The 20,980-nt window shown below is 49.1% G+C and carries 25 protein-coding genes; all 25 read right to left on the bottom strand.

What is annotated here, in order from left to right; translation table 11 throughout:
• Positions 1-58 precede the first annotated feature (58 nt).
• A complete protein-coding gene (locus DWX00_RS02975; RefSeq protein WP_117963955.1) occupies positions 59-676 on the bottom strand; it encodes a helix-turn-helix domain-containing protein in 618 nt (205 codons plus the stop codon).
• A 23-nt stretch (positions 677-699) separates the two neighbouring features.
• The gene (locus tag DWX00_RS02970) at positions 700-1,359 is read right to left on the bottom strand and encodes a phosphatase PAP2 family protein (RefSeq protein WP_173745128.1); all 660 of its coding nucleotides are present in this window, start codon (positions 1,357-1,359) and stop codon (positions 700-702) included.
• Between the two features lie 312 nt (positions 1,360-1,671).
• Positions 1,672-2,835 (bottom strand): CD1107 family mobile element protein, encoded by a 1,164-nt coding sequence (locus tag DWX00_RS02965; protein ID WP_117963956.1) that lies wholly within the window; start codon positions 2,833-2,835, stop codon positions 1,672-1,674.
• On the bottom strand, positions 2,832-3,083 hold the full coding sequence (locus DWX00_RS02960; RefSeq protein ID WP_117963957.1) for a DUF4315 family protein: 252 nt from the start codon (positions 3,081-3,083) through the stop codon (positions 2,832-2,834). Before DWX00_RS02960 ends, DWX00_RS02965 begins: the two co-directional genes overlap by 4 nt.
• A gap of 35 nt (positions 3,084-3,118) precedes the next feature.
• A complete protein-coding gene (locus tag DWX00_RS02955) occupies positions 3,119-4,888 on the bottom strand; it encodes a CD1108 family mobile element protein (RefSeq protein ID WP_117963958.1) in 1,770 nt (589 codons plus the stop codon).
• Positions 4,889-4,891: 3 nt separating this feature from the next.
• Positions 4,892-7,279, bottom strand: a complete 2,388-nt coding sequence (locus DWX00_RS02950; RefSeq protein WP_117963970.1) for a VirB4-like conjugal transfer ATPase, CD1110 family — start codon at positions 7,277-7,279, stop codon at positions 4,892-4,894.
• Positions 7,280-7,298: 19 nt separating this feature from the next.
• Complete coding sequence (locus DWX00_RS02945; RefSeq protein WP_002576402.1) at positions 7,299-7,691, bottom strand: PrgI family protein; 393 nt, start codon at positions 7,689-7,691, stop codon at positions 7,299-7,301.
• A gap of 17 nt (positions 7,692-7,708) precedes the next feature.
• Positions 7,709-8,575, bottom strand: a complete 867-nt coding sequence (locus tag DWX00_RS02940; protein WP_117963960.1) for a VirB6/TrbL-like conjugal transfer protein, CD1112 family — start codon at positions 8,573-8,575, stop codon at positions 7,709-7,711.
• Between the two features lie 306 nt (positions 8,576-8,881).
• Positions 8,882-9,097, bottom strand: a complete 216-nt coding sequence (locus DWX00_RS02935; RefSeq protein WP_002576404.1) for a Maff2 family mobile element protein — start codon at positions 9,095-9,097, stop codon at positions 8,882-8,884.
• 208 nt (positions 9,098-9,305) lie between these two features.
• Positions 9,306-11,063, bottom strand: a complete 1,758-nt coding sequence (locus DWX00_RS02930) for a VirD4-like conjugal transfer protein, CD1115 family (protein ID WP_005929977.1) — start codon at positions 11,061-11,063, stop codon at positions 9,306-9,308.
• The gene (locus tag DWX00_RS02925) at positions 11,060-11,542 is read right to left on the bottom strand and encodes a PcfB family protein (RefSeq protein WP_005929980.1); all 483 of its coding nucleotides are present in this window, start codon (positions 11,540-11,542) and stop codon (positions 11,060-11,062) included. The genes DWX00_RS02930 and DWX00_RS02925 overlap by 4 nt, the downstream gene beginning before the upstream one ends.
• A gap of 18 nt (positions 11,543-11,560) precedes the next feature.
• Positions 11,561-12,196, bottom strand: coding sequence for a DUF3846 domain-containing protein (locus tag DWX00_RS02920; RefSeq protein WP_117963961.1), 636 nt, complete (start codon positions 12,194-12,196; stop codon positions 11,561-11,563).
• A 10-nt stretch (positions 12,197-12,206) separates the two neighbouring features.
• Complete coding sequence (locus tag DWX00_RS02915) at positions 12,207-12,713, bottom strand: hypothetical protein (protein WP_005929984.1); 507 nt, start codon at positions 12,711-12,713, stop codon at positions 12,207-12,209.
• A gap of 13 nt (positions 12,714-12,726) precedes the next feature.
• Complete coding sequence (locus tag DWX00_RS02910) at positions 12,727-13,635, bottom strand: ParB/RepB/Spo0J family partition protein (protein ID WP_117963962.1); 909 nt, start codon at positions 13,633-13,635, stop codon at positions 12,727-12,729.
• Complete coding sequence (locus DWX00_RS19545; protein WP_158574624.1) at positions 13,568-13,714, bottom strand: hypothetical protein; 147 nt, start codon at positions 13,712-13,714, stop codon at positions 13,568-13,570. Before DWX00_RS19545 ends, DWX00_RS02910 begins: the two co-directional genes overlap by 68 nt.
• Positions 13,711-14,556, bottom strand: a complete 846-nt coding sequence (locus tag DWX00_RS02905; RefSeq protein WP_005929990.1) for an ATP-binding protein — start codon at positions 14,554-14,556, stop codon at positions 13,711-13,713. The genes DWX00_RS19545 and DWX00_RS02905 overlap by 4 nt, the downstream gene beginning before the upstream one ends.
• Positions 14,553-15,227, bottom strand: coding sequence for a helix-turn-helix domain-containing protein (locus DWX00_RS02900; RefSeq protein ID WP_097772875.1), 675 nt, complete (start codon positions 15,225-15,227; stop codon positions 14,553-14,555). Before DWX00_RS02900 ends, DWX00_RS02905 begins: the two co-directional genes overlap by 4 nt.
• Entirely contained in the window at positions 15,208-15,375 is a 168-nt protein-coding gene (locus tag DWX00_RS19810; protein ID WP_171032223.1) for a hypothetical protein, read from the bottom strand. Before DWX00_RS19810 ends, DWX00_RS02900 begins: the two co-directional genes overlap by 20 nt.
• Positions 15,372-16,202, bottom strand: a complete 831-nt coding sequence (locus DWX00_RS02895) for a phage antirepressor Ant (RefSeq protein ID WP_002576413.1) — start codon at positions 16,200-16,202, stop codon at positions 15,372-15,374. Before DWX00_RS02895 ends, DWX00_RS19810 begins: the two co-directional genes overlap by 4 nt.
• Positions 16,203-16,635: 433 nt before the next feature.
• Entirely contained in the window at positions 16,636-17,028 is a 393-nt protein-coding gene (rpsI, locus tag DWX00_RS02890) for a 30S ribosomal protein S9 (RefSeq protein WP_055219853.1), read from the bottom strand.
• Positions 17,029-17,045: 17 nt separating this feature from the next.
• Entirely contained in the window at positions 17,046-17,474 is a 429-nt protein-coding gene (rplM, locus tag DWX00_RS02885) for a 50S ribosomal protein L13 (protein WP_055219851.1), read from the bottom strand.
• Positions 17,475-17,688: 214 nt separating this feature from the next.
• Complete coding sequence (gene truA / locus DWX00_RS02880) at positions 17,689-18,441, bottom strand: tRNA pseudouridine(38-40) synthase TruA (protein WP_055226919.1); 753 nt, start codon at positions 18,439-18,441, stop codon at positions 17,689-17,691.
• 24 nt (positions 18,442-18,465) lie between these two features.
• Positions 18,466-19,266 (bottom strand): energy-coupling factor transporter transmembrane component T family protein, encoded by an 801-nt coding sequence (locus DWX00_RS02875; RefSeq protein ID WP_118594635.1) that lies wholly within the window; start codon positions 19,264-19,266, stop codon positions 18,466-18,468.
• Positions 19,260-20,144 (bottom strand): energy-coupling factor transporter ATPase, encoded by an 885-nt coding sequence (locus DWX00_RS02870; protein ID WP_055265743.1) that lies wholly within the window; start codon positions 20,142-20,144, stop codon positions 19,260-19,262. Before DWX00_RS02870 ends, DWX00_RS02875 begins: the two co-directional genes overlap by 7 nt.
• The gene (locus DWX00_RS02865; protein ID WP_118594702.1) at positions 20,135-20,980 is read right to left on the bottom strand and encodes an energy-coupling factor transporter ATPase; all 846 of its coding nucleotides are present in this window, start codon (positions 20,978-20,980) and stop codon (positions 20,135-20,137) included. The genes DWX00_RS02870 and DWX00_RS02865 overlap by 10 nt, the downstream gene beginning before the upstream one ends.

Raw genomic sequence — 20,980 nt, 5'->3', positions numbered from 1 at the left:
TGTAAGGAACTGTATTCTATTTTAGGTCTACAAACTGGAAGTTGCAGGGCACAATATCTTATCGACCTGCCTTAGCCTGCTTATAAAGCAGAATGCCTTTGATAAGCAATAACAGGAACGTTACTGTTATCGCATACGGCTCTCTCGCCATAGCCAAAAACAAAACAGCAATGATACTGAGTCCTACAGAGATGAATGTAACCGCTTTTTTGCCCTTTTCAAACTTGAAATAGACCATCAGTATTTTCACGATTCCGGCAATCGTCAAGCTGATAAACAATGCCCAATAGATCCTGATTATGAAAGCATTTCCATCTACATATCCTAAGAGATTTACCGAATAGATATATCCATTGACCGGTTTGGGATACAGCGGAAGAAATATCAGCATCAGTGAAAACAAGTCAACAAACCCCAATAACAAATCGCATACGCCATTGAGATTTGATTTGTTTTCTTTTTCTGCTATGAAAATCAATTGCTCTCCAGATAACAAATCATCAATTGATACAGAAAAATAGCTGGATATTTCCTTTAATGAATCTATGCTTGGGTATCCTCTTCCGGACTCCCATTTTGAAATAGCGGTTCTGGAAACAAATAATGCCTCGGCTAATTCTTCCTGTGTCAAACCTCGACTCTTTCTTAATTCCTGAAGCTTTTCATGAAATTCCAAAACCTGCACCTCCCATACCAATTCTATTTTTCTTTTAATGCCAGCATAACTGCCGCTTTATAAAGCTTAAACAATCCGGCACTTAGCAGTACACCGCCTACGATATCCGTAAACCAATGTACTCCGGAAATCAATCTCCCAGTCACCATGAATACCGAAAAAGCGATTGCCGCAATCGTTATGATTCGTTTTACCCCAATGCCAGAAAGTCTACGCTGGATTTGCTCGATCAAGACAGGCATTACACTTAATACCAACAAGGTAGTTGAGGACGGATAAGAAGCCTCCATAATTCCTTCGATTAAAATCGGTCTGTAATTGATTGGGATCATTTCAAAAATCGCATATGCCAAGAACACGATGACAAAATACACACCCAAAATCATGATATCTGCATCCACCCTGAAAAGGCTTCTTCTTTTGATCAACTGTACAAGTCCAATCCCTGCGAAAATAAGGCATATTACGACAGGCACCAGCCCCATCCAATCGGTAATCGTATAAATTGCCATGTTTACCCCTGTGAAATGGTGAAACCAGCAATTGAATGTTGCAAATCCAATACTTGTTCCGTTTTGACCAAGCGGCTGCACATCCACAGACTGAATCAAAGCTGTCCATACTGCAAACATTGCAAGGAATATGCTTCCAATCAGCAAATTCTTCTTTTCGCTCTTTTTCATAATTCTACATCCTTTCTGTTTTGGCTTGTCTTTCCGACAACTCCACCTTATCAAAAAGTGTAAAACTATGAAAGAAACGCTCTTTCACATGCATGATACGATTCGTATCATGCCCGCAAATGCTTGTTTTTTCGATGTTTTTAGATTTTCTTTCCCTCTAAATTTCGATTTGTATCACTGTTCTCTCTCTATTTTATCAGATATCACCTACAGTTTCCATAGCTTCATTGCTCAAAACACTCCATTCACAAACCATTTAGCTATGTAAAAGGGACGGCTTCTCAGCCGCCCCTCAGGTCAACACAGTCTTAATTAGACAGGTTCATCATCCGATTCCGCTTCGTAATCCTCGTTTACATCCACTTCTTCGTCCTCGTCACCGTCATCCTCCGGCAGCTGGAGCGCGTCTTCATCCTCATCGTGATAATCCGCATCAGGGTCCGGTTGATTTTTCTTGGATGCAGGCTTTACGCCCTTCATCTTGATATAGAGATAACCGCCGACACCGGCTGCACCAATCACAAACAGAAGCAGCATAATCATCGGAAGCGGAGACGCTTTCTTCTGCTCGCTCTCTGTTTTCTGCTCTTCCGGTGCAGGCTCCGTCTCCTGCGGCTTTTCGGTTTCCGCAGGTTCCGTGACTTCCGGCTCCTTCTCCTGATACTTGGCGGCTTCCTCTTCATCCATCAGTGCAAGCAGATCGGCCTCATCCACCATGTTCAGGAAATGCACATTCTGGTTGCCGTCTTTATCGCGGTCGATAATCAGATAGAAGGTGTTGCCCGCCTTTGTCACCAGCGTAATGAACTGCTGGCTGGATTTATCTTCTTCCTCACCGATATCATCCACCAGCGTCATATTTCCTTCCGGAGTCAAAGCTGTACTGGATTCCGTCTCATCCTCGGATGACATTCCGCCCTGCATCAGATCCAGAAACAGCTTCAGAGCATCTTCACTGAACATGCTGCTGTCATTTGCGGAATCCGTGACATTCAGGTACTTTCCATGTGCATATCCGGTTTTGCCGTTGAAATTCACCTTATACCAGTCACCGTATTTTTCGACAATCTCCACCGTATCGCCTGAATGCAGATATCCGATAATCTCCTGATCCATGCCGGGACCGGAACGAAAATGCAGGCTGGTGATACCCGGCACCACTGTACCCATCTGCTTTCGAGACTTTTCGCTGCCGATGTTGTATTCCTTGCCGCCCACCGTAACGATCAGGTTCCCATCCGCATCCGTAGAAACCTCATAGCCATCCGGCAGCACCTGCATATCCGGGTCGATTTCGATGCTGTCGGTATTGTCCGTTTTCCCTGCATTTGCGCTTCCTGCTGCATCCGCTTCCTGCGCAGCGGTACTGACAGATGTGTTCTTCTGCACATCATCGCCCGTATAGGCAAACGCAGTAGTCGCAAAGGTTCCTGCCACCATCACGCTGGCAAGCAGCATTGCCATCATCTTTTTCATTCCATATCCTCCGTTTCTTTCTCGTCCAGTTTCATGTTTTCCGGGTTGGGAACCGCAGCCTGCGCCATCTGAATGATGACTGCCAGCTGTTCCGGGGTCAGGCTCTGGGCATGTACCATTTCACAGATTTCGCTGTTTTCCTGTTCGTGGTACTTTCTGTCCCATTCCTTTCTGCGCTCCTCCCACTCATCGCGTTTTCTGCGGGCTTTCTCCCGCTCCGCAGCAATCTTTTCCAGTTTCAAGCTCATATCGTTTCCTTTCCGGACGAATAAACGCCCTGTTTTTATCGAATTCTTCCCATACAGTAGTAATGCTGCCGCCAGTAGTTCGTCTCAATGGAAGCATAGGAAATTGGGTTGCCGCAGTGAATCATCATCCCGTTGCCGACATAAATGCCCACATGGGATGCGCCACTGGTGTTGTAGGTTTTCTGGAAGAAGATCAGGTCTCCGGGCTTTGCCTCACTCTTCGGGATAATGTCGCATTTTCCCATCAGACCGTTGGCCGTCTGCCTGCCTACATTCCAGCCATTGCCGCAGTGGTTGATGACCCAGCTTACAAAACCGGAGCAGTCAAAACTGGTACTCGGCGAGCTGCCGCCCCAAACATAGGGATAACCGAGATATTTCTCTGCTTCGGTAATCATCTTCCGGAATTTTTCATCCGTCAGAGCTTCGCCCGGAATGTCGTAATCCTGATATTCTCCGCTGGAACCCGCGCCATCCGGCGTTGCAAAGGCGATGCCTGCAAACAGGTCATCCCGATTGCCACGGCAATCCAATGTGACTTCGTAGCGTTGCAGCTGGTCATCTGTAAGGCCGGAATTTCTGGCAACATAGTCCACGCCCCGATTGAGCAGCGTCACATTGAGGATTTTATACTCATACTGTACCGTTACCTGATAGGTGTAGGTGTGTCCGGTTCCGGTGATCGGATTGTAACTATAACCCACACGGGTTTCTTTCCTTGTCCGGATTTCCACCTTTTCCACCAGCTTCAACTCATACTGCGCTTCAAAAATACTCTGGAGCCGAGCCTGCACCTGGCTTCTCGTATAGTTTTCAAATTCTACGGTCAGCAGAGATGCAAGCTCATAGGGATTGTGACCGATTTCCGCCAGATTGTAGCGATACTCGTCATAGCCCGGATGGTCGGTTTCAATACGGTCGATTTGTTTGCGAAGTTTATCTTCCAGCTTGGTATAATCCGTCTCCACGCCTTTCAAATCTTCATCTTCCGCTGTGTAGGAAGTTCCCAGCACTACATTGCCGCCGCCATTGATCAAGACGGAGCAGGACGATACCGACCCGGCAATCACCAAAACAAGCAGTCCCACGGCTGCAATGCCGATGATGATATGCGAGTGGCTCTGCACAAACTGAAATGCCTTTTCCGTCATGCTGGCAGTACCCTGCGCAGCTTTGGCTGTGCCAGCTACTGTGTTCTCCGCAGCAGCCGCACCTGCCTTCGCAGCGGCATACTCTTTTTTGATAGCCTGCTTCTGCCTCCATCGGGAAAAGAGATTGGAACCAGCCTGCGGATCAGACTTCATGCGTTCCGCAAAGATGGAATCCACGGCATCTTTATCTGCCTTTTTCTCCAACCGCTCCAGCTTTTTGTACTGCCGCAGCTTTCGACCATATTGGAACCGGTAACCAGCACGGGCTGCACCTTCCGCTGAGCCTTCGGTAAAATGCGCTGCCTCCACACCAGAATTATTATCCTGGTCGGCATTGCGCACGCTCTGATGTGCCTTGGCTGAAAGTGCATCTGCCGCAAGATTTCCCGGCTTCTTTGGCTTTCCGCCTTTTTTCCCGGAAGCTGCTGCATTCTTTTTCGCTTTTACTTCCTGCTCTGATTTCAGTTTCTTACTGCCCATCTTAGCAAGATCGGCCTCGTGACGAATCTGCCTTCGGTGTTCCGCTTTTTTCTTGCTGCTGTCTCCCGTACTGCTATCGGCGGTTTTGTTTCTGGAATTGCGAAGGGTGTTCTTCGCACCCTCGCGCTCCTGCCGCAGCTTGTCTCCGAGATTCGGATTTTTCTTGCCCGCCATCACTTATGCCTCCTTTGCTTCCTGCACTTCGGTTAATTTGGTCGTCATGATCCGGTACAGTTCCAAATCGGTCGGGAAACGATCAACGAACGGCAAAATCACATTTCCGTAGAACAGCAATCCTTCGCCTTCACCGGAGTGGGTCACATAGGACAGCTGGTGCGGACTGATATTCAGCTGATCCGCCAGAATCTGACGGTCACCGGCTGCCTGATTCAGCATATAAATGAAGTCGCTGTTCTCAAAAATGTTTGTCACTTCGCGGGAAGAAAGCAGATCTTTTACGTTCTGGGTAATGCCGGTTGGAATACCGCCCCATTTACGGAATCGCTTCCAGATTTCCACGCTGTAAGCCGCTGTCTGCTCTTCTTTCAAAAGCAGATGGAACTCGTCCATATAGTAGCGGGTGGCTTTACCTGCGTTGCGGTTGGCGGTCACACGCCCCCAGACCTGATCCTGCACCACCAGCATCCCGATCTTTTTCAGCTGCTTGCCCAGTTCCTTGATGTCATAGCAGACCAGCCGGTTATTGATATCTACGTTGGTGCGGTGGTTAAACAGGTTCAGAGAACCGGTTACATAGATTTCCAGTGCTGTTGCCACATGGTGTGCTTCCTTTTCATCCTGCCTGAGCAGTGCCTCATACAAGTCCTGCAACACCGGCATGTTCTCCGGCACCGGATTCTCAAAATAGGTCTGGTAAATCTGATGAACGCAACGATCGATAACCGTCTTTTCTACCGGCTGCAAGCCTTCTTTGCCGCCCACGATCAGCTCGCACAGGGACAAGATGAAATCTGCTTTCAGGGCAATCGGATTATCTTCTTCCGAATAATTCGCGTTGATGTCCATCGGATTGATATACTGCGTGCTGGAAGGGCTGATCTTAATGACCTGCCCCTCAAATTTCTGCACCAGTGCCGTGTACTCGGCTTCCGGATCGCACACAATTACATCGTCATCCGTCACCAAAAACGCATTGGCGATTTCTCGCTTGGCAGAGAAGGATTTACCGGAACCGGGAGTACCCAGAATCAGCCCGTTGGGGTTTTTGAGCTTTTTCCGGTCAACCATAATCAGGTTGTTGGACAAAGCATTCAGCCCATAGTACAGAGCCTCTTTCCCGGTCTGAAACAGCTCCTGGGTGGTAAACGGCACGAAAATTGCCGTGCTGCTGGTAGTCATGCTGCGCTGAATCTCAATCAGGTTCTGTGCCAGCGGCAGGCAGCTCATCAGCCCCTGCTCCTGCTGAAAATCCAGACGGCGCAGGTTGCAGTTGTACTTCTGCGCGATACTGGAAGCTTGAAACACATTGGTTTCCAGCTCCTGCTCCGTCTCGCCGGTGTTCATCACCAGAAAGGTCAGCAGGAACATACGCTCATTCTGGCTCTGCAATTCCTTCAGCAGTGCCTTTGCGTCCTTGCCGTAAGTTGCCAAATCTGACGGAATGATGTCCATATCGTATCCGGAACGGACAGCTTTCTTCTGTTCCTCAATCTTGGAACGATCCAGCTCCGTAATGGTGTGCTTAATGGACTTGATTGCTTTGTTCTGGTCTACCGACTGAATGTGCATGGTCACAATCTGGCTGGATTCCATATCCAGAAAATCTTTCAGCAGCTGGTCCGACAGGTCGGAAGCCGTGATCTGGAGATAGGACATGGAGCCATACATCCCGCCCATCTGAAAAATGCGGTTCTTCGGAAAGGCAAACCCGGTCGGTGCAATAAAGTCCTTTACCGACAGTCCGCTCTCCGGCAACCACTTCCAATCGAAATTGAATCGGTCATGGTCACCCATGTGGAACATATCGTGCATCAGATGAAGCCGTTCCTTGCCGTTCAGCAATTTTGCCCGGACACCCAAGCGTTTGAAGTTGTTCATCAGGTCGATCTCGATGTGGATAAGCCTCGGCTTTGCCTGTTTCATGGATTCCGCCTCAATGCCAAACGTCAGATACTTCGTCTTGGTCAGGCCGTTGTTACCTTGGGCAAGCTGGCGGCGCAGCATGGTGCTGTACTCCGTGCGCACCGGATTGAAATGATCCTTCTGGTACGGGATGCGCACCATCTTCTCAAAATTCGAGGCATCCGTAGCCATATTCATAAAAGAAAGCTCAAAGCGGATGCTGGAATCAAAGAAGTTCAGGAAGCTGCACCATTCCTCAAAGATAGCCGTCTGATCTTCCTGCTGCGCCAGCTGGTAATTGATGTCCTGAAACTGAATGGTTTTGGTGTAGTAATTGTCCGTCACACGGCAAATACCGTCCGGGAACATCCGCTGAAAAGGAATGCTCTCCTGTGCCGAATGCGGAACCGTGCGGTCACCCCTTGCACGATCAATCACCGTCTGCACCTGTTTTTGCTCTGCGGCTGACAGATGAGACGGCATTCGGATGTCATCCTGCTTTTTATTCTTCGCTGTCAGCTTTTCGAGAATTTTGAACAATGCGATTTACCTCCATTTCCACGTCTGCCTGCTGAACCAGCAGTGCATAGTAATTTTTCGTTTTGTAAGGCCGCGTTTTCGGCCTCTTGAACTTCGCCTCATAGAAATGCTTTGCCACCACTTCCAGCGGCTGACCGTCTTTCTCGTACATGGCAAGAAAGAAGAGCGGCAGCATCACTGCCATCATGCCAAGTGCAGCAAGGCTCAGATTTCCGCTGGATTTGAGCAAAAAGAAAACCGGAACGCCAATCAGCGCACCGGCTCCGAAGCAGAGAATCTGCCGTTTGGTCAGGTTCATAAAGACCTTGGTCTTGACCTTTGAAAGGTCTCGCGGCACAGAAATATAAGATGCCATGAATCATTCCTCCTCTCTTAGTGCGCTGCAAACACGGATTTCGCGAGGCTTCCCGTCTTAAACAGCGTAAATGCCAGCAAAACCGTATAGCCCAAAACGCCCCAAATGCTGCTGATGATGTTATCCGAAAAGGACAGGTTCTGAATCAGAACTGCATAGATGCCTACACAGATCATGATAAGAAAGCCCTGGAATCCCAGTGCAAACAGGGAGCGCAGATAGTTTTGACCGGTATGGCTCTGCTCATGGTTTCCAAAGGTTGCGAACGGAATCGGCGCAAGGCTCACCATGAGATATATTTCCACCATTCGGCCATACACGATGACAAAGATGATAGCCGACAACGCCAGCATCGTGACCTGAACCACAAAGGTCTGCAAATACAGTCCCAGCAGCGGTCCTAAGTCCATGCCTTCCAGCGTGGCCTGCATTGCTGTCAGGGTCGCATCGCTGACGGACGTACTGCCGGAAATCAGCCCGCCGCTTCGGGAGATCACTTGCTGCGCCGCATCAAAGACAGCCATCGTGATATTGAATGTGTTCGAGATCAGGGTCACTGCCAGAAAGGTCTTAAAGACCCATTTGAAAAATGTCCATGTCTCGAAATTTGCCAGATTGTTATGCTCAATGAGCATCTGGATCAGCTCATAACAGGCGATGAAAGTCAGCACCATTCCGGCAATGGGCAGGATCACGGATTCCGAGATGTTGCGGATCATAGAAAAAACAGCAGGTGAAAAGTTCGCCGGTGTGGTTCCCACATCGCCTGCGATCTGTCCAACCTGCTGGTTGACCGAATCGAACATCCCTGAAAGATTTCCCATGATACCGCTGATGATCATGCTCTTGAGCCAATCTGTGATCTGTTCAAGGATACTCTGCATGAGCCGCCTCCTTCCTTACGCAAACACGCCGAACAGCTTCGCCATCCGGGACAGAAGCATGAACAGCTGAGAGAAAAGAGACAGTGCCGATGCAGTTGTAGTAAGAAACGCCATAGATTTGTCCTCCTGTAACTTGTCCGGCCTATCCGCCGGTGCGATTCTAAACTGCGGTTCTGCGCCATACTTCCAACATGTGCACCTGCCAGAGAGCGCAGAAAATAGCCAGCTGCGGAGATTGCCTGCACCTGACTATGTAACAGGCAGCTTTCGCCGCCCGGCCGGAATCTTCGCTCCGACAGCTTTTGCTTAACCGAACAGACCGGAAAGCAGCGGCACCAGAGTCGTACCGATCAGTGCCACGCCGCCGCCAGCCATCAGCTGTTTCATACCCTGGGATTTGGCACCGGGGTTGTCGTTGCCGTAGCCCTCCAGCAGGTTGATGGCTCCCCAGATGCCGAGACCGGCACCCAGTGCGATGACAAGAGTCTGAAGAACGGTTACTGCGCTGTTGAAAAATGCCATAAATGTGTACCTCCTTGTACGATGCGCCCTTGCGGGCTAATGAATAGTGATTTTCCATCTGCATGTGCACCTGCAAATGGGCAAACATATAGCCAGGTCTCCAATCCCAATCAGAAACCTGGCTATGTAAAGAGGCGGCAGCTCGCCGCCCCTTATCTTATTCTGTTACCAGCAGCGTACCCATGACATCTTCGTCACCGGAACAAACTTATTTGGCATGATCTGCATCAACTACTTCGTACTTATCACCGGGCTTGAGCTTCAGCCGATGATCGAGAAACGTCTCGATGCTGAACGTGTTTTTCTTATCAGCACCGGCAGTGAGCTTGTAGTTCGGATGCTGGGTCAGATCGTATTTATCTGACTTGAACGGTCTGACACCGCGCAGCTGCAAAATGCACTTTCCGCCATCCAGCACAGCCAGTTCATCCACCGAAGCCAGGTCATGCCCAACCTTTTGGTAATTGGTGCCGTAAGATGGGCTGTTGCCTCTGGTATCGGAAGTGTTGTACAGATCAATCGTTTCTTTTCCCAATGCCTGATTCAGCTCTTTCAGCGTAGTCGGCTCCGAACCGCCAAGGAAAATACGAGAATCCATATTGCCGATGATGGTATCGGCATTGTCCTTGTAGATTGCCTTCAACTGGCTCTGTGCCTGAAGTACCAGACATGCCGAGATTTCTCTTGATCGGATGGTGGCTACCAGCTTTTCCAGATTTGGAATCTGACCAATGTTCGCACACTCATCAATCAGGCAGCGCACATGCACCGGCAATCTGCCGCCGTAAATATCATCCGCTTTCTCGCACAGCAGGTTAAACAGCTGTGTATAGATCATCGAAATCAGGAAATTAAAAGTCGGGTCTGTATCGCTCATAATGAGGAACAGAGCCGTTTTCTTATCTCCCACCGTATCCAGCGACAGCTCATCGTACATGGTGATATCGCGGACTTCCTCAATATCGAAGGGAGCCAGACGTGCACCGCAGCTCACCAGAATCGACTTTAAGGTCTTGCCCGCCGCCAGCTTGAACTTGGCATATTGGCGGACAGCAAAGTGGTTCGGTTTTTTCTTTTTCAGAGCTTCAAACATCTGATCCACTGGATTCTGAAAGGTTTCATCATCCTCGCGCACTTCCATCGCGTTCAGAAATTCAATCAGCGTTGCAAAGTTCTGCTCTTCCAGCGGTGCCTCATAATGGATATAACCAATCAAAGCACAATACAGCAAGGTCTCTGCCTTCGTCCAGAATTCGTCACCGGCCTTGCCGTCCCCTTTAGTGTTGGCAATGAGGGTTGTGGTCAGCTTCAAAATATCCTTTTCGCTGTGAATATACGCGAAGGGATTATAATGCATCGACTTTCTGAAATTGATAGTATTGAAAATCCGGATACTGTATCCGTTCTTCAAAAGGGCTTGGCCGCAGTCGATTACGATATCACCTTTCGGGTCAGTGACCACGTAGGAACTGTGACATTGTAAAAGGTTGGGTTTAAGCCAAAATCTCGTCTTACCGCTGCCGGAACCGCCGACCACAAGCACATTTTTGTTTCTGGCATTTGCCGGATTCTTCGGGCGATTGCCCATCATCAGCCGCTCCGTCCGGGTCAGAATCACATTGTTTGCAAACACTGGATCTTCAAACGGTTCGATGTCTTTCTGCGTACCCCACCGGGCAGAGCCATACTCCATACCATGACGATATTTCTTGGCATTTTTGCCTTTCAGATACACAGCAAGCCGCAGACCCGCTCCGCAGCACACACCAATCAGCAAATCCAGCGGATGCAGACTTGGCATCGGGTTGGAAAATGCTGCACCCAGGGCAGAAAGAAAGCCGAGGAGCTTTTCAGACATGTCTGCGCCCTCGGCAATTCTCCACGCTTCTCCCAGATTGGTACATACAAGACCGGCAATGAAGTACGGCAGGTTCAGGATCAGCAGCTTCTTGGTCTTATTACTCATAGATCACGCTCCTGACTTTTGTGACGAACCTTATCCGGCAGAATTGCAGCCACCAGTTCTTTGAGCTTGTTAAGCTGCTCCAGAACACTCGGTTTTTCCTTTGCTTTCAGCTTGCGGTTGGTGAATTCCTCAAAAGCGGAAGTCAGTGCATCCGCATCCTTCGCCTTAAAGAACACCGTGTACTTGGGTGGAATCACATTTTGGTCTTTCGTAATGGCATAATCCACACCGTATTTCCGCGCCACCTGTTCAAAGCCTTTCAAATCCGTTTTCTCAATGGGGATACTGCTGACTCCCTGATTCTGACCGATCAGTTCTTTGATGCTCTGCTTTCCAAGCGGCATCTGCGCTGATTTCTGAGCCGCCTTTGCCTGATGGTGCCGTTTCCACGCATTATAGCCATTCACGATAGTGCGAAATGTCAGTTTCGTGGTACTGATTGCCAGATTGACGGTACGATTTTCAACTTCTTCCTGCATGAATCTCCGCCTCCTTCCTTACAAACTGTCCCGGTCCGGTGCCGGTTTACTCTTTTCTTGGGGCTTTGCAGCCTTTTCCTCCATCTTCTTCACCATGTCATCCGGAACCGGAATCGCCATGATGCTGCGCCCCATACGAACGAACATCTGGGGCTGATGGAACTGCTCCTCAAATTTCTGCATCTGCTCCGAAGTCAGAGAACCAAAGTCATCCTCTGTCAGCCCTACCACCAGAAAATCACCGGCATAAATGTCCTGCATATCCCCGTCTTCGGTGTAAATCGCACGGTTCAGCGGCAGACCATTGATTTTGCCGGATTCATTCAGAATAATGGCCACTTCATCCTCAAATGGATAGGTGACTTCAATATCGCCGCCGACCATGGCCTGCAAATCTTCCAGCTCCGTGCCAACACTGATTTTCTTCGGATAGGCATTGGGCTGTACCAGCAGCACATCCATTGTCCTGGCCTCTGCCAATTCATGTTCTCCCACGGTCTTGAAATCCACACCGGTGAAATCGCCGGAATCCAGAACATAGTCCTGATTGTTCCACGCCTGCGTCACCATGCGTTCCGCATCTTCCTGTGAGGCAGCTTCCACGGAAACCTTTCTCTGGAGAGTCTCTGTAATCTCCACATCAAATTTCTTCATAGGCACCTCCTTAGATCAGGCGCAGTGCCGGAACCAACTCGCCGCCAATGGAAACCACCGTCAGGTTCTCGTTCACATAGTCGATGGTGCGTTCCAGCGTAAACAGATTGATGCTGCATTCGTTGCCGTTCTGGTCGATTTCCGAAACCTCCGCAGCTCCCAACAGATAGCGGGTTCTGTCAGTCTCGATCACATCGCTCTTATCATAATGGAGAAGCAGTTCCCCATCTGCCACCAGATCAGCCTCCATCTCATCGTAAACATCCTCAAAGATGTCTCGACTGCCATCCTCGGTCAGGAGTTCGCCGCCAGCCCCCGGCAGGATCACCATCACAATGCGCTCCTTCGGGTGATCTTCACGGATTGCCTCCAGCATCAGCCAGTTATGAAGCATCGCAATGGACTTCTCAAACATGGGATCATCCATCGGATTGGGCTGCGATGCACCGTGCGGGCAGTTCTTGCAATCCATGCTGCACACTGCGTTGTTCTGATTCTTCTTAAAGTTCATCATCATAAAAATCTCCTTCTCATCGTTCCATATCTCGTTGTTTACTTCGCTGCCATTTTTCCAGCAGCCGGATAATCGTGTCCTGCATCTGCTTCGGCGTATAGGATTTTGGGAAATACTTCCGAAGAACCTCGTTTTTAATCGTCACATGGTCAAGCTCATCCTTTTTGACTTCATTCATCACTTCACACATGGCATCCAACGTGCAGCCGCCCTCCTGTGAGAGCTTCTTCAGCCGCTGTGCCTGCGACAGGGATGGAGATGCCTGTGCATAGTCCATTGCCTCCAGAAATTCCTTCTGTTCAGACGGTTTCAGGTAAGACAACTCCACCGCCGGATTAAAGGCGATTTTCTTCTCATCCACCATATCCAAAATTTCAGGAATCAGGTTGGTAAGGCGGATATAGCGTTTAACCGTATCCTTACTCATTCCAACAGCTTCACCAATAATCTCCGTAGACAACTTCGGTGCAAATTGCTCCGAAGTCAAATCTTTTCTCTGACCCTGATGTTTCATCGCCTCCAACTTCATCTTGTAGGAAAACGCTCTCTCGCTGGGAAGAATATTCTCCCGCTGCAAGTTGCTGTCCACCATAAAGATGATTGCTGCATCATCGTCCATTTCCTTGACGATGACCGGCACAGTCTCCAAACCTGCCAGCTGCGCCGCATGAAGTCTGCGGTGTCCTGAAAGAATTTCAAATCCGCCTTCCGGGTCAGGTCGGACAATCAGTGGTGATACCACACCGATCTGCTTGATGCTCTCTACGGTCTGTTCCATCAGCTCGTCATCCAGCACCTTAAAGGGATGCCCTTCAAAAGGATGCAGGTCAGAAAACGGCATCTCCGTCCGCTTCTCCTTAGCCGCAGCGTCGGCAGCTGAGCCACTGCGGTTTTCTGTTGTAATACTGGTTTTTGCTTTTGCCATTCAGCTTCTTAACCTCCTTCCAGCGGTGATAGATGTCATTCTTACCTGCGAAAAACGCCTTTTTTGCCTTGCACTTCATAGATCAAGTACCTCCTTAACGACCTGCTGTTTTTCTTTTCCAATGCTCTTTCTGCGGTCCTCTCCGCTGATTCGCACCGGCGTACACATTTCCAGAATCCTGCTGTAAATCCGGGCGTATGCCACATCCTGCGGATTGCGGATTTCTGCAATTTTCAGATTGGTTGTGATAATGACCGGAAGCCCGGACTTATACCGCTCATCAATGACAGCGTAGACCTGCTCCAGCGCATATTCGGTGCTGCGCTCAATTCCCAGATCATCCAGAATCAGCAAAGAATAGTTGGAAAACGAAGCGATATACCGGTATCGTTCTTCCGAATACATGGCACCCATCTGGTTCAGGATTTTGGAGAAGTTCGTCATCAAAACCGGAATGCCCTGATCCAGCAGCGCATTTGCTATACATGCCGCCACAAAGGACTTTCCGGTTCCGACATCTCCCCATAACAAAAGGCCAAGGTTTTCAGCCTTGACCTTTTTCCACTGCTCCACATAACGTTTTGCCATCTGGATGTCCTTGTTGTCTTCTGCAACGCCAAAATTCCATTCCAGAAGATGCTTTTCCTGAATCCCAGTTGCTTTCAGCTGCCTGATTTTACGCTGCCGCTCCACCAGTTCATCCTGGCGTTTCTTTTCCGCCATCGCTTCCTGCTGGCATCTGCAAAGGCAGGGAACAATCTTGTCTCTGCCCCAGAGCTTTACCCTGCACTGCACCGGAGTATGACAGTTCCGGCAATACAGCAGTCCGTCCACGCCCTGGTATTCCTGCTCTCCGGGTTCTTTCGGCGTAAAGAGCGAATCCAACGCCGCATTCAATACTTCAGGCACCATGTCGCTCATAGGCTGTCTCCTTCCTCAAATGTGTAGTCTGCCGGGTTATACTTCGGCTTTTCTCTCTTTGCCCAGCTCCGGATTGTGGCAAGGTGATTTTTGTAGCTCCTGCCGGTGGAAGCCATATACTCAGAGAGCCGTTCCACCCGCATCTGATAATCTCCTGGGAACTCCTGCCGGAGCTTGCCGTATTCCGTGTCAGAGAGAAGGACATTTTCGTATGAGCCATACCGGTGCTGGATTTCCTTCTTCTCTCTTTTATTGATTGTTTCAGTACTTGTTCTATTAGTACTTAATTGCGCGGGATTTTCCGTAACCGGTGTGTCCGTATCCGGATTTACCGTATACGGCTTTTCCGTACACGGTGATTCCGAACACGGCTTTTTCCTTGGCATCTCATAGATCACATACTCCGCTCTGCCCATCCGACCGTTACTCTCACGCTGCTGGTTCCTTTCCAGATATCCAAGACGTTCCAGTTCTTTCAGAGCTGTAAGCACCCCATCTACGCCATCCGGTGTAATCGAAGATAATCCCCGTACCGAATAGTTCCATGTGTCCGGTAAACTAAGCAGCATAGAGAGAAGTCCTTTTCCTTTCAGGCTGAGACCCTGATCCCGCAGGTGGTAATTGCACATCGTTGTGTAATTGCTGTTTTTCTCAACCCTGAATACCGGCATGGTGCTCACCATCCTTTTTCGCAGGCTCCGTTTTTTTCTTCGGACATTTGCGCGAACGATCTTCGCTGTCCTCCCGTCGATGGTATTTGCCGGTATCCTGCATCATGCGTTCAAACGCCTGAAGGCGTCCCTCTGTAAAAAGCGTCATTCGATCACACCCCATTTCTTAAACAACTTGAAGAGATGATTCTTTCCCTTGCAGGTCACTCTCGTCTGCTGCACCAGTTTTCCGCTTCTGCCGTAGCAATCCCGGACAATAAAATAGCCCCTTGCAGATTTGTCTGCAAAAGGCATCAGCCAGCCGCTTGGACTGCGGTACAGATAGCGGTGATCCAGTAAGAGAGCTACTGCCGTCTTCTCTGGGATTCCGATTTCCTTACAGAAATTCCGGATGCAGGTGCAATCTTCCGAATTTACAAAGGTGTCGAAGTAGTCTGCCTTGGGCTGTGCCGCATCCAGCTGTTTGCGGATACCCTCAAGCTGCTCTCTCTCGGCTACAAGCTCCTGTGCCAGTGTGTAGATGACCTCCGGATGCTGAATCACCTGATCCAAAATGGAATCGCTCATATACACACCATGCTTGCGAATGGACGGGAGAACTTCATCAAACACCCAGTGTTCAAATCGTTCTGCCGATGGCAGCTTGCTGTGAACGATCAGCCGGTAAACATCGCCTTCTGTGATAAAGGAGATTTCAACGACCTGCTCTCCAGCATCTCCATACTGATTCACCTTCTGAACGACCCCCTCGCGTTTCGTTAGGGGGCCTCTGCAATGGCGTTTCACTGCGGCGTAGGGATTCACATACCCCAACGCTTTCGCCACATCGCTTGCACAGAAGAAGGTCTTGCCCGCCTCTTGCAACACGCGGATCGAACCAAACTCCTGGTTCTCAAACACCTCCATCATCTGCCTTGACTGTCCGCCATGACTGCCCACATCGGTGTCATGGGTCTTCTGATTGAAATCCGTCATACCTGTTACCTCCTGCTCAAATTTGTCTCGCCGGATTTCGGGCGAAAAAAATAGAGCCTCGACCCATTCTCGTTTTCAAAGAATGAGCCAAGGCTCTATGTAACAGGATACCTGATATTAAATTTTTGCAGAATTTGTCAGAACTCGCCAAACGAACCTGACACTGTTTTTCATTCCGTTTCAGCCGGATTTTTGCCGAAAATCTGTCAAGGATATGGGGCTAATTTCCCCTCCAAAATGGCCTTCTGTAAACCCATTTTCCCACCCATTAGGCTCAAAAATAGGCCGTAAACCCATGGTAAACCCATCAAAATGGGTTAATTTGAAGTCAAATTTCCTCAAATTTCACCATCGGAATCAGGCGATTTCAGGCATAGAAAAAGCCCGGAAAATGGCGTATTTCCGGGCTTTTTTAGCATTATTAAGCTGTAGATTATCGCTTGCTGAACTGCGGAGCGCGACGAGCGGCTTTGAGGCCGTACTTCTTACGCTCTTTCATTCTAGGATCACGAGTCAGGAATCCTGCTTTTTTCAGAACTGGTCTGTAGTCGTTATCTACAGTCAGAAGGGCACGTGCAACACCGTGACGGATTGCTCCTGCCTGTCCTGTGTATCCGCCGCCGTGAACGTTTACGATCACGTCAAATTTATCAGCGGTCTCTGTAGCTGCCAGAGGCTGACGAACGATAACTTTCAGGGTCTCCAGACCAAAATACTCATCGATGTCTCTTTTATTGATGGTAACTTTACCAGTTCCCGGTACAAGATATACTCTTGCGATAGATTTTTTTCTTCTTCCGGTTCCGTAATATTTTGCGCTAGCCAATGTTCTTTACCTCCCTATTAAAATGTTAATACTTCTGGTTTCTGAGCTGCATGAGCGTGCTCTGCACCAGCGTATACGTGAAGTTTTGTGAACATCTGTCTTCCAAGAGGTCCTTTTGGAAGCATGCCTTTCACTGCAAGTTCAACAACCTTCTCCGGTTTCTTAGCCATCATCTCACGAAGAGTAGCTTCTTTCATTCCACCAACATAATCGGAGTGGCTGTAATAGATCTTCTGATCCAGTTTTTTACCGGTTACTGCTACTTTATCAGCGTTGATTACGATTACGTAATCACCAGTATCTACGTGTGGAGTGTACTCCGGTTTGTTTTTTCCACGTAATACTTTTGCTACTTCAGATGCCAGACGTCCTAATGTACATCCTTCTGCATCAACAACATACCATTTTCTTTCAATCTTATCTGGATTTGCCATAAAGGTGTTCATGGATATAACCTCCTGTGAAAAATTCAATTTACTGTTTCATGTATATAGGAAACCGCCTTACCGGGGCTTATGGCATCGGCGTTTTCAAACTACGTCACACATTTAGTAATTATATTATACGGATTTTGGAATGTCAACTGTTTTTTACCCATATTTTGCATTTTTTCGCAAACTGCGAGTCCCGTTTTGCGGAAAATACAGACCACTTATGTCTTTACTCGAAATCCCATTCGGGATACCGGATCTGCACCAGGGTCAGCCCCTCCGGCCTTGCCGTTGCTCCCGCCATTTTTCGATCCTTCGCCGCAAGAATTTCTTTTACTTTCTCCGGCGGATAATCACCCTTTCCAACCTCAAGCAGTGTTCCGGTGATAATCCGCACCATATTGTAGAGAAAACCGTTTCCAGTGATCCGGAAGCGGATCAGATCGTCTTCTTTTTCCAAACTCGTTTCATAGATCGTACGGACCGTGTCGGTCACCTCCGGTTTGGCTGTTGCAAAACTTTTAAAATCATGCATGCCAACCAGATACGATGCTGCCTGCCGCATCGCATCCACATCCAGCGGGCCGTACCAGAAATAGGAATTCAGTCTCCGCGTCGGATCTGCAAAGGTGCGGTTCAAAATCCTGTACTCATATGTTTTGACTGTTGCGGTAAAACGCGGGTGAAAGTCCGGCGGCACTTCGGATGATCCCTGAATACGGATATCTGCCGGAAGCCGTGTGTTGAGTGCAAAAGCGATACGGTCCGCCGGCATTCTCGCATCCGTATCAAATACCGCAACATTGCCGAGAGCATGTACCCCGGCGTCGGTCCGGCTTGCGCCGATGCAGGCAATTTTTTTTGCAAAGAGATCGGAAAGAGCCTGATTTAATACTTCCTGTACTGTAATGCCGTTTGGCTGCACCTGCCATCCACAGTAATTTGTGCCGTCATACGCTACAATCAGCTTAATTCTGCGCATTCTTCTCCTCCGTTTTCGCCAAAATCAGAGTCCACACACGCGAAGGCCAATACTGCACACAAGGTATGCCATAAGGACGCCATACGCCGCATAATCGCGCGTCTGATACCGAAGCGGCTTCATCTGTGTTCTTCCCTCTCCTCCGTGGTAGCAGCGTGCTTCCATTGCCAGCGCCAGATCATTTGCACGGCGGAAGGCTGAAATAAACAGCGGCACCAGAAGCGGCACCATGTTCTTTACTCTCTGGATAATATTTCCGCTCTCAAAATCCGCGCCGCGCGCCATCTGCGCTTTCATAATCTTGTCTGTCTCTTCCAGAAGAATCGGGATAAAACGGAGCGCGATTGACATCATCATGGAAATCTCATGCACCGGCACATGGATTTTTTTCAATGGTCCGAGCAGGCTTTCGAGTGCATCCGTCAGCTGGTTCGGTGTTGTCGTCAGCGTCATCAGCGAAGAGCCGATCATCAGGAAAATCAGACGCACCGACATACGGCATGCCATGGCCACACCCTCGTGGGTGATCGTAATTTTCCAGATACGGACGAGCACCTCACCCGGCGTGAATAAGATGTTAAATACCATCGTAATCGCGAGCAGCACAAAAATTGATTTCAGACCCTTCGTGATAAATTTGAACGGTACCTTCGACAGTTTAATCATCACCGCAAGGAATACGGTTCCAAGCAGATAGCCCCAGTTGTGGAACAAAAAGAGGGAAATGACATAAACGATCGTTCCTACAAATTTCACACGCGGGTCAAGCCGGTGCAGAATGGAATCTGCCGGGTAATACTGTCCCAGAGTAATATCTCTTAACATACTTCTGCTCCTTTTTTCCCGTTTTTCTTCTGACTTTCCAGTGCCGCAAGAATCGTATCGCGCGCCTCCTCAACCGTTGTCGCCGTTACATCCACGTCCATGCCGTGTTCCTTTAGCGCATGCATAATATACGTCATCTGCGGCGCCGCAAGACCGATTTTCTCCAGCTCTTTATAGTGAGCGAAGACTTTCTTCGGTGTATCGTCAAACGCCACATGACCGTGGTTCATGACAATAATCCGCTCTACATATTTTGCAATATCCTCCATGCTGTGCGATACGAGCACGACCGAAATGCCGCGCGTCTTATGCAGCAATGCAAGCTGATCGAGGATTTCATCGCGTCCCTTCGGATCAAGGCCCGCCGTCGGCTCGTCAAGCACCAGAAAATCCGGGTTCATGGCAAGCACACCGGCAATCGCAACACGACGCTTCTGACCTCCGGAGAGTTCAAACGGCGATTTTTCATACATTTCCTTTGGAAATCCGACATGATCCAGTGCCTCTTCCGCCCGTTTTCTGCATTCCTCCGGTGAAAGTCCCTGATTTTTCGGTCCGAAGCAGACATCTGTGATCACATCCGTCTCAAAGAGCTGATGCTCCGGGTACTGGAAAACCAGTCCCACATGGCTTCGAAGCTCTCTTAGCGGATATCCTTCTTTCCAGATATCCTCTCCGTTATACAGCACCCGTCCCAATGTCGGGCGGATCAGACCGTTCAAATGCTGCACAAGCGTCGATTTTCCGCTTCCCGTATGGCCGATAATCCCAACAAACTGGCCATTCGGAATTTCAAGATTGATATGCTCCAGGGCGTGCATTTCATATGCCGTTCCCGGGCTGTATGTGTACGTTACATCTTCAAGTTTCAATGACATAATGCATTCACCAGTTCTTCAATGGTCAAAATTCCCTCCGGGAGATCTACACCATTTTTTCTCAATTCATAAGCCAACAGTGTCACTTGGGGTACATCAAGACGGAGCTCTTTTAATTTCTCCACTTCGGAAAAAATCTCCCTTGGCGTCCCCTGCATTACCAGTCTGCCGCTGTCCATAACGAACACACGGTCCGCAAAAACAACCTCTTCCATGTAATGCGTAATCAGAATAACCGTAACGCCCTTTTCTTCATTCAGCTTACGCACAGCGCGAAGAACCTCTTTTCGTCCGTTCGGATCCAGCATCGCGGTTGGTTCATCAAGAACAATACATTCCGGCTGCATAGCCATCACTCCTGCAATTGCAACCCTCTGTTTCTGACCTCCCGAGAGCTTATTCGGAGAGTGGGCCCGGTATGAAATCATCCCGGTCGCCGTAAGGCTCTCCTCCACCCGTTTCCAGATTTCATCGGTCGGGACACCCAGATTTTCCGGTCCAAAGCCGACATCCTCTTCCACCACATTTCCGATGATCTGGTTATCCGGGTTCTGGAATACCATACCGGCTTTCTGGCGGATCTTCCAGACATCCTCCTCATCTGTCGTCTTCATATCGTCCACCCACATGGTGCCTTCTGTAGGCACCAGCAGAGCGTTGATATGTTTCGCAAGCGTTGATTTTCCGCTTCCGTTATGCCCGAGCACCGCGATAAACTGTCCTTTCTGGATTTCCAGACTGACGTCCTCGATCGCTTTTGTTACTTCCGGCTCCTGTCCTTCCTCCTCATAACGGAGGTATTCATACCCAAGGCCTGCCGCACGTATCATACCCAT

The organism is Blautia sp. AF17-9LB (genome assembly GCF_003479185.1).
GTDB lineage: Bacteria > Bacillota > Clostridia > Lachnospirales > Lachnospiraceae > Fusicatenibacter > Fusicatenibacter saccharivorans.
Note: the sequence above shows the minus strand (reverse complement) of the source record. Positions and strands in the feature narration are given on the sequence as shown.

Coding starts and splice junctions, on each gene's coding strand:
- DWX00_RS02945 (WP_002576402.1), bottom strand. CDS start 7,691: ATGGCATCTTATATTTCTGTGCCGCGAGACCTTTCAAAGGTCAAGACC.
- DWX00_RS02965 (WP_117963956.1), bottom strand. CDS start 2,835: ATGAAAAAGATGATGGCAATGCTGCTTGCCAGCGTGATGGTGGCAGGA.
- DWX00_RS02960 (WP_117963957.1), bottom strand. CDS start 3,083: ATGAGCTTGAAACTGGAAAAGATTGCTGCGGAGCGGGAGAAAGCCCGC.
- DWX00_RS02875 (WP_118594635.1), bottom strand. CDS start 19,266: ATGTTAAGAGATATTACTCTGGGACAGTATTACCCGGCAGATTCCATT.
- DWX00_RS02940 (WP_117963960.1), bottom strand. CDS start 8,575: ATGCAGAGTATCCTTGAACAGATCACAGATTGGCTCAAGAGCATGATC.
- DWX00_RS02950 (WP_117963970.1), bottom strand. CDS start 7,279: ATGCCGTCTCATCTGTCAGCCGCAGAGCAAAAACAGGTGCAGACGGTG.
- DWX00_RS19545 (WP_158574624.1), bottom strand. CDS start 13,714: ATGAAGTGCAAGGCAAAAAAGGCGTTTTTCGCAGGTAAGAATGACATC.
- truA (WP_055226919.1), bottom strand. CDS start 18,441: ATGCGCAGAATTAAGCTGATTGTAGCGTATGACGGCACAAATTACTGT.
- DWX00_RS02955 (WP_117963958.1), bottom strand. CDS start 4,888: ATGGCGGGCAAGAAAAATCCGAATCTCGGAGACAAGCTGCGGCAGGAG.
- DWX00_RS02865 (WP_118594702.1), bottom strand. CDS start 20,980: ATGGGTATGATACGTGCGGCAGGCCTTGGGTATGAATACCTCCGTTAT.
- DWX00_RS02905 (WP_005929990.1), bottom strand. CDS start 14,556: ATGAGCGACATGGTGCCTGAAGTATTGAATGCGGCGTTGGATTCGCTC.
- DWX00_RS02930 (WP_005929977.1), bottom strand. CDS start 11,063: ATGAGTAATAAGACCAAGAAGCTGCTGATCCTGAACCTGCCGTACTTC.
- DWX00_RS02900 (WP_097772875.1), bottom strand. CDS start 15,227: ATGCCGGTATTCAGGGTTGAGAAAAACAGCAATTACACAACGATGTGC.
- DWX00_RS02970 (WP_173745128.1), bottom strand. CDS start 1,359: ATGAAAAAGAGCGAAAAGAAGAATTTGCTGATTGGAAGCATATTCCTT.
- DWX00_RS02935 (WP_002576404.1), bottom strand. CDS start 9,097: ATGGCATTTTTCAACAGCGCAGTAACCGTTCTTCAGACTCTTGTCATC.
- DWX00_RS02895 (WP_002576413.1), bottom strand. CDS start 16,202: ATGACGGATTTCAATCAGAAGACCCATGACACCGATGTGGGCAGTCAT.
- DWX00_RS02910 (WP_117963962.1), bottom strand. CDS start 13,635: ATGGCAAAAGCAAAAACCAGTATTACAACAGAAAACCGCAGTGGCTCA.
- DWX00_RS02920 (WP_117963961.1), bottom strand. CDS start 12,196: ATGAAGAAATTTGATGTGGAGATTACAGAGACTCTCCAGAGAAAGGTT.
- DWX00_RS02870 (WP_055265743.1), bottom strand. CDS start 20,144: ATGTCATTGAAACTTGAAGATGTAACGTACACATACAGCCCGGGAACG.
- rplM (WP_055219851.1), bottom strand. CDS start 17,474: ATGAACACCTTTATGGCAAATCCAGATAAGATTGAAAGAAAATGGTAT.
- DWX00_RS02915 (WP_005929984.1), bottom strand. CDS start 12,713: ATGATGATGAACTTTAAGAAGAATCAGAACAACGCAGTGTGCAGCATG.
- DWX00_RS02925 (WP_005929980.1), bottom strand. CDS start 11,542: ATGCAGGAAGAAGTTGAAAATCGTACCGTCAATCTGGCAATCAGTACC.
- DWX00_RS19810 (WP_171032223.1), bottom strand. CDS start 15,375: ATGACGCTTTTTACAGAGGGACGCCTTCAGGCGTTTGAACGCATGATG.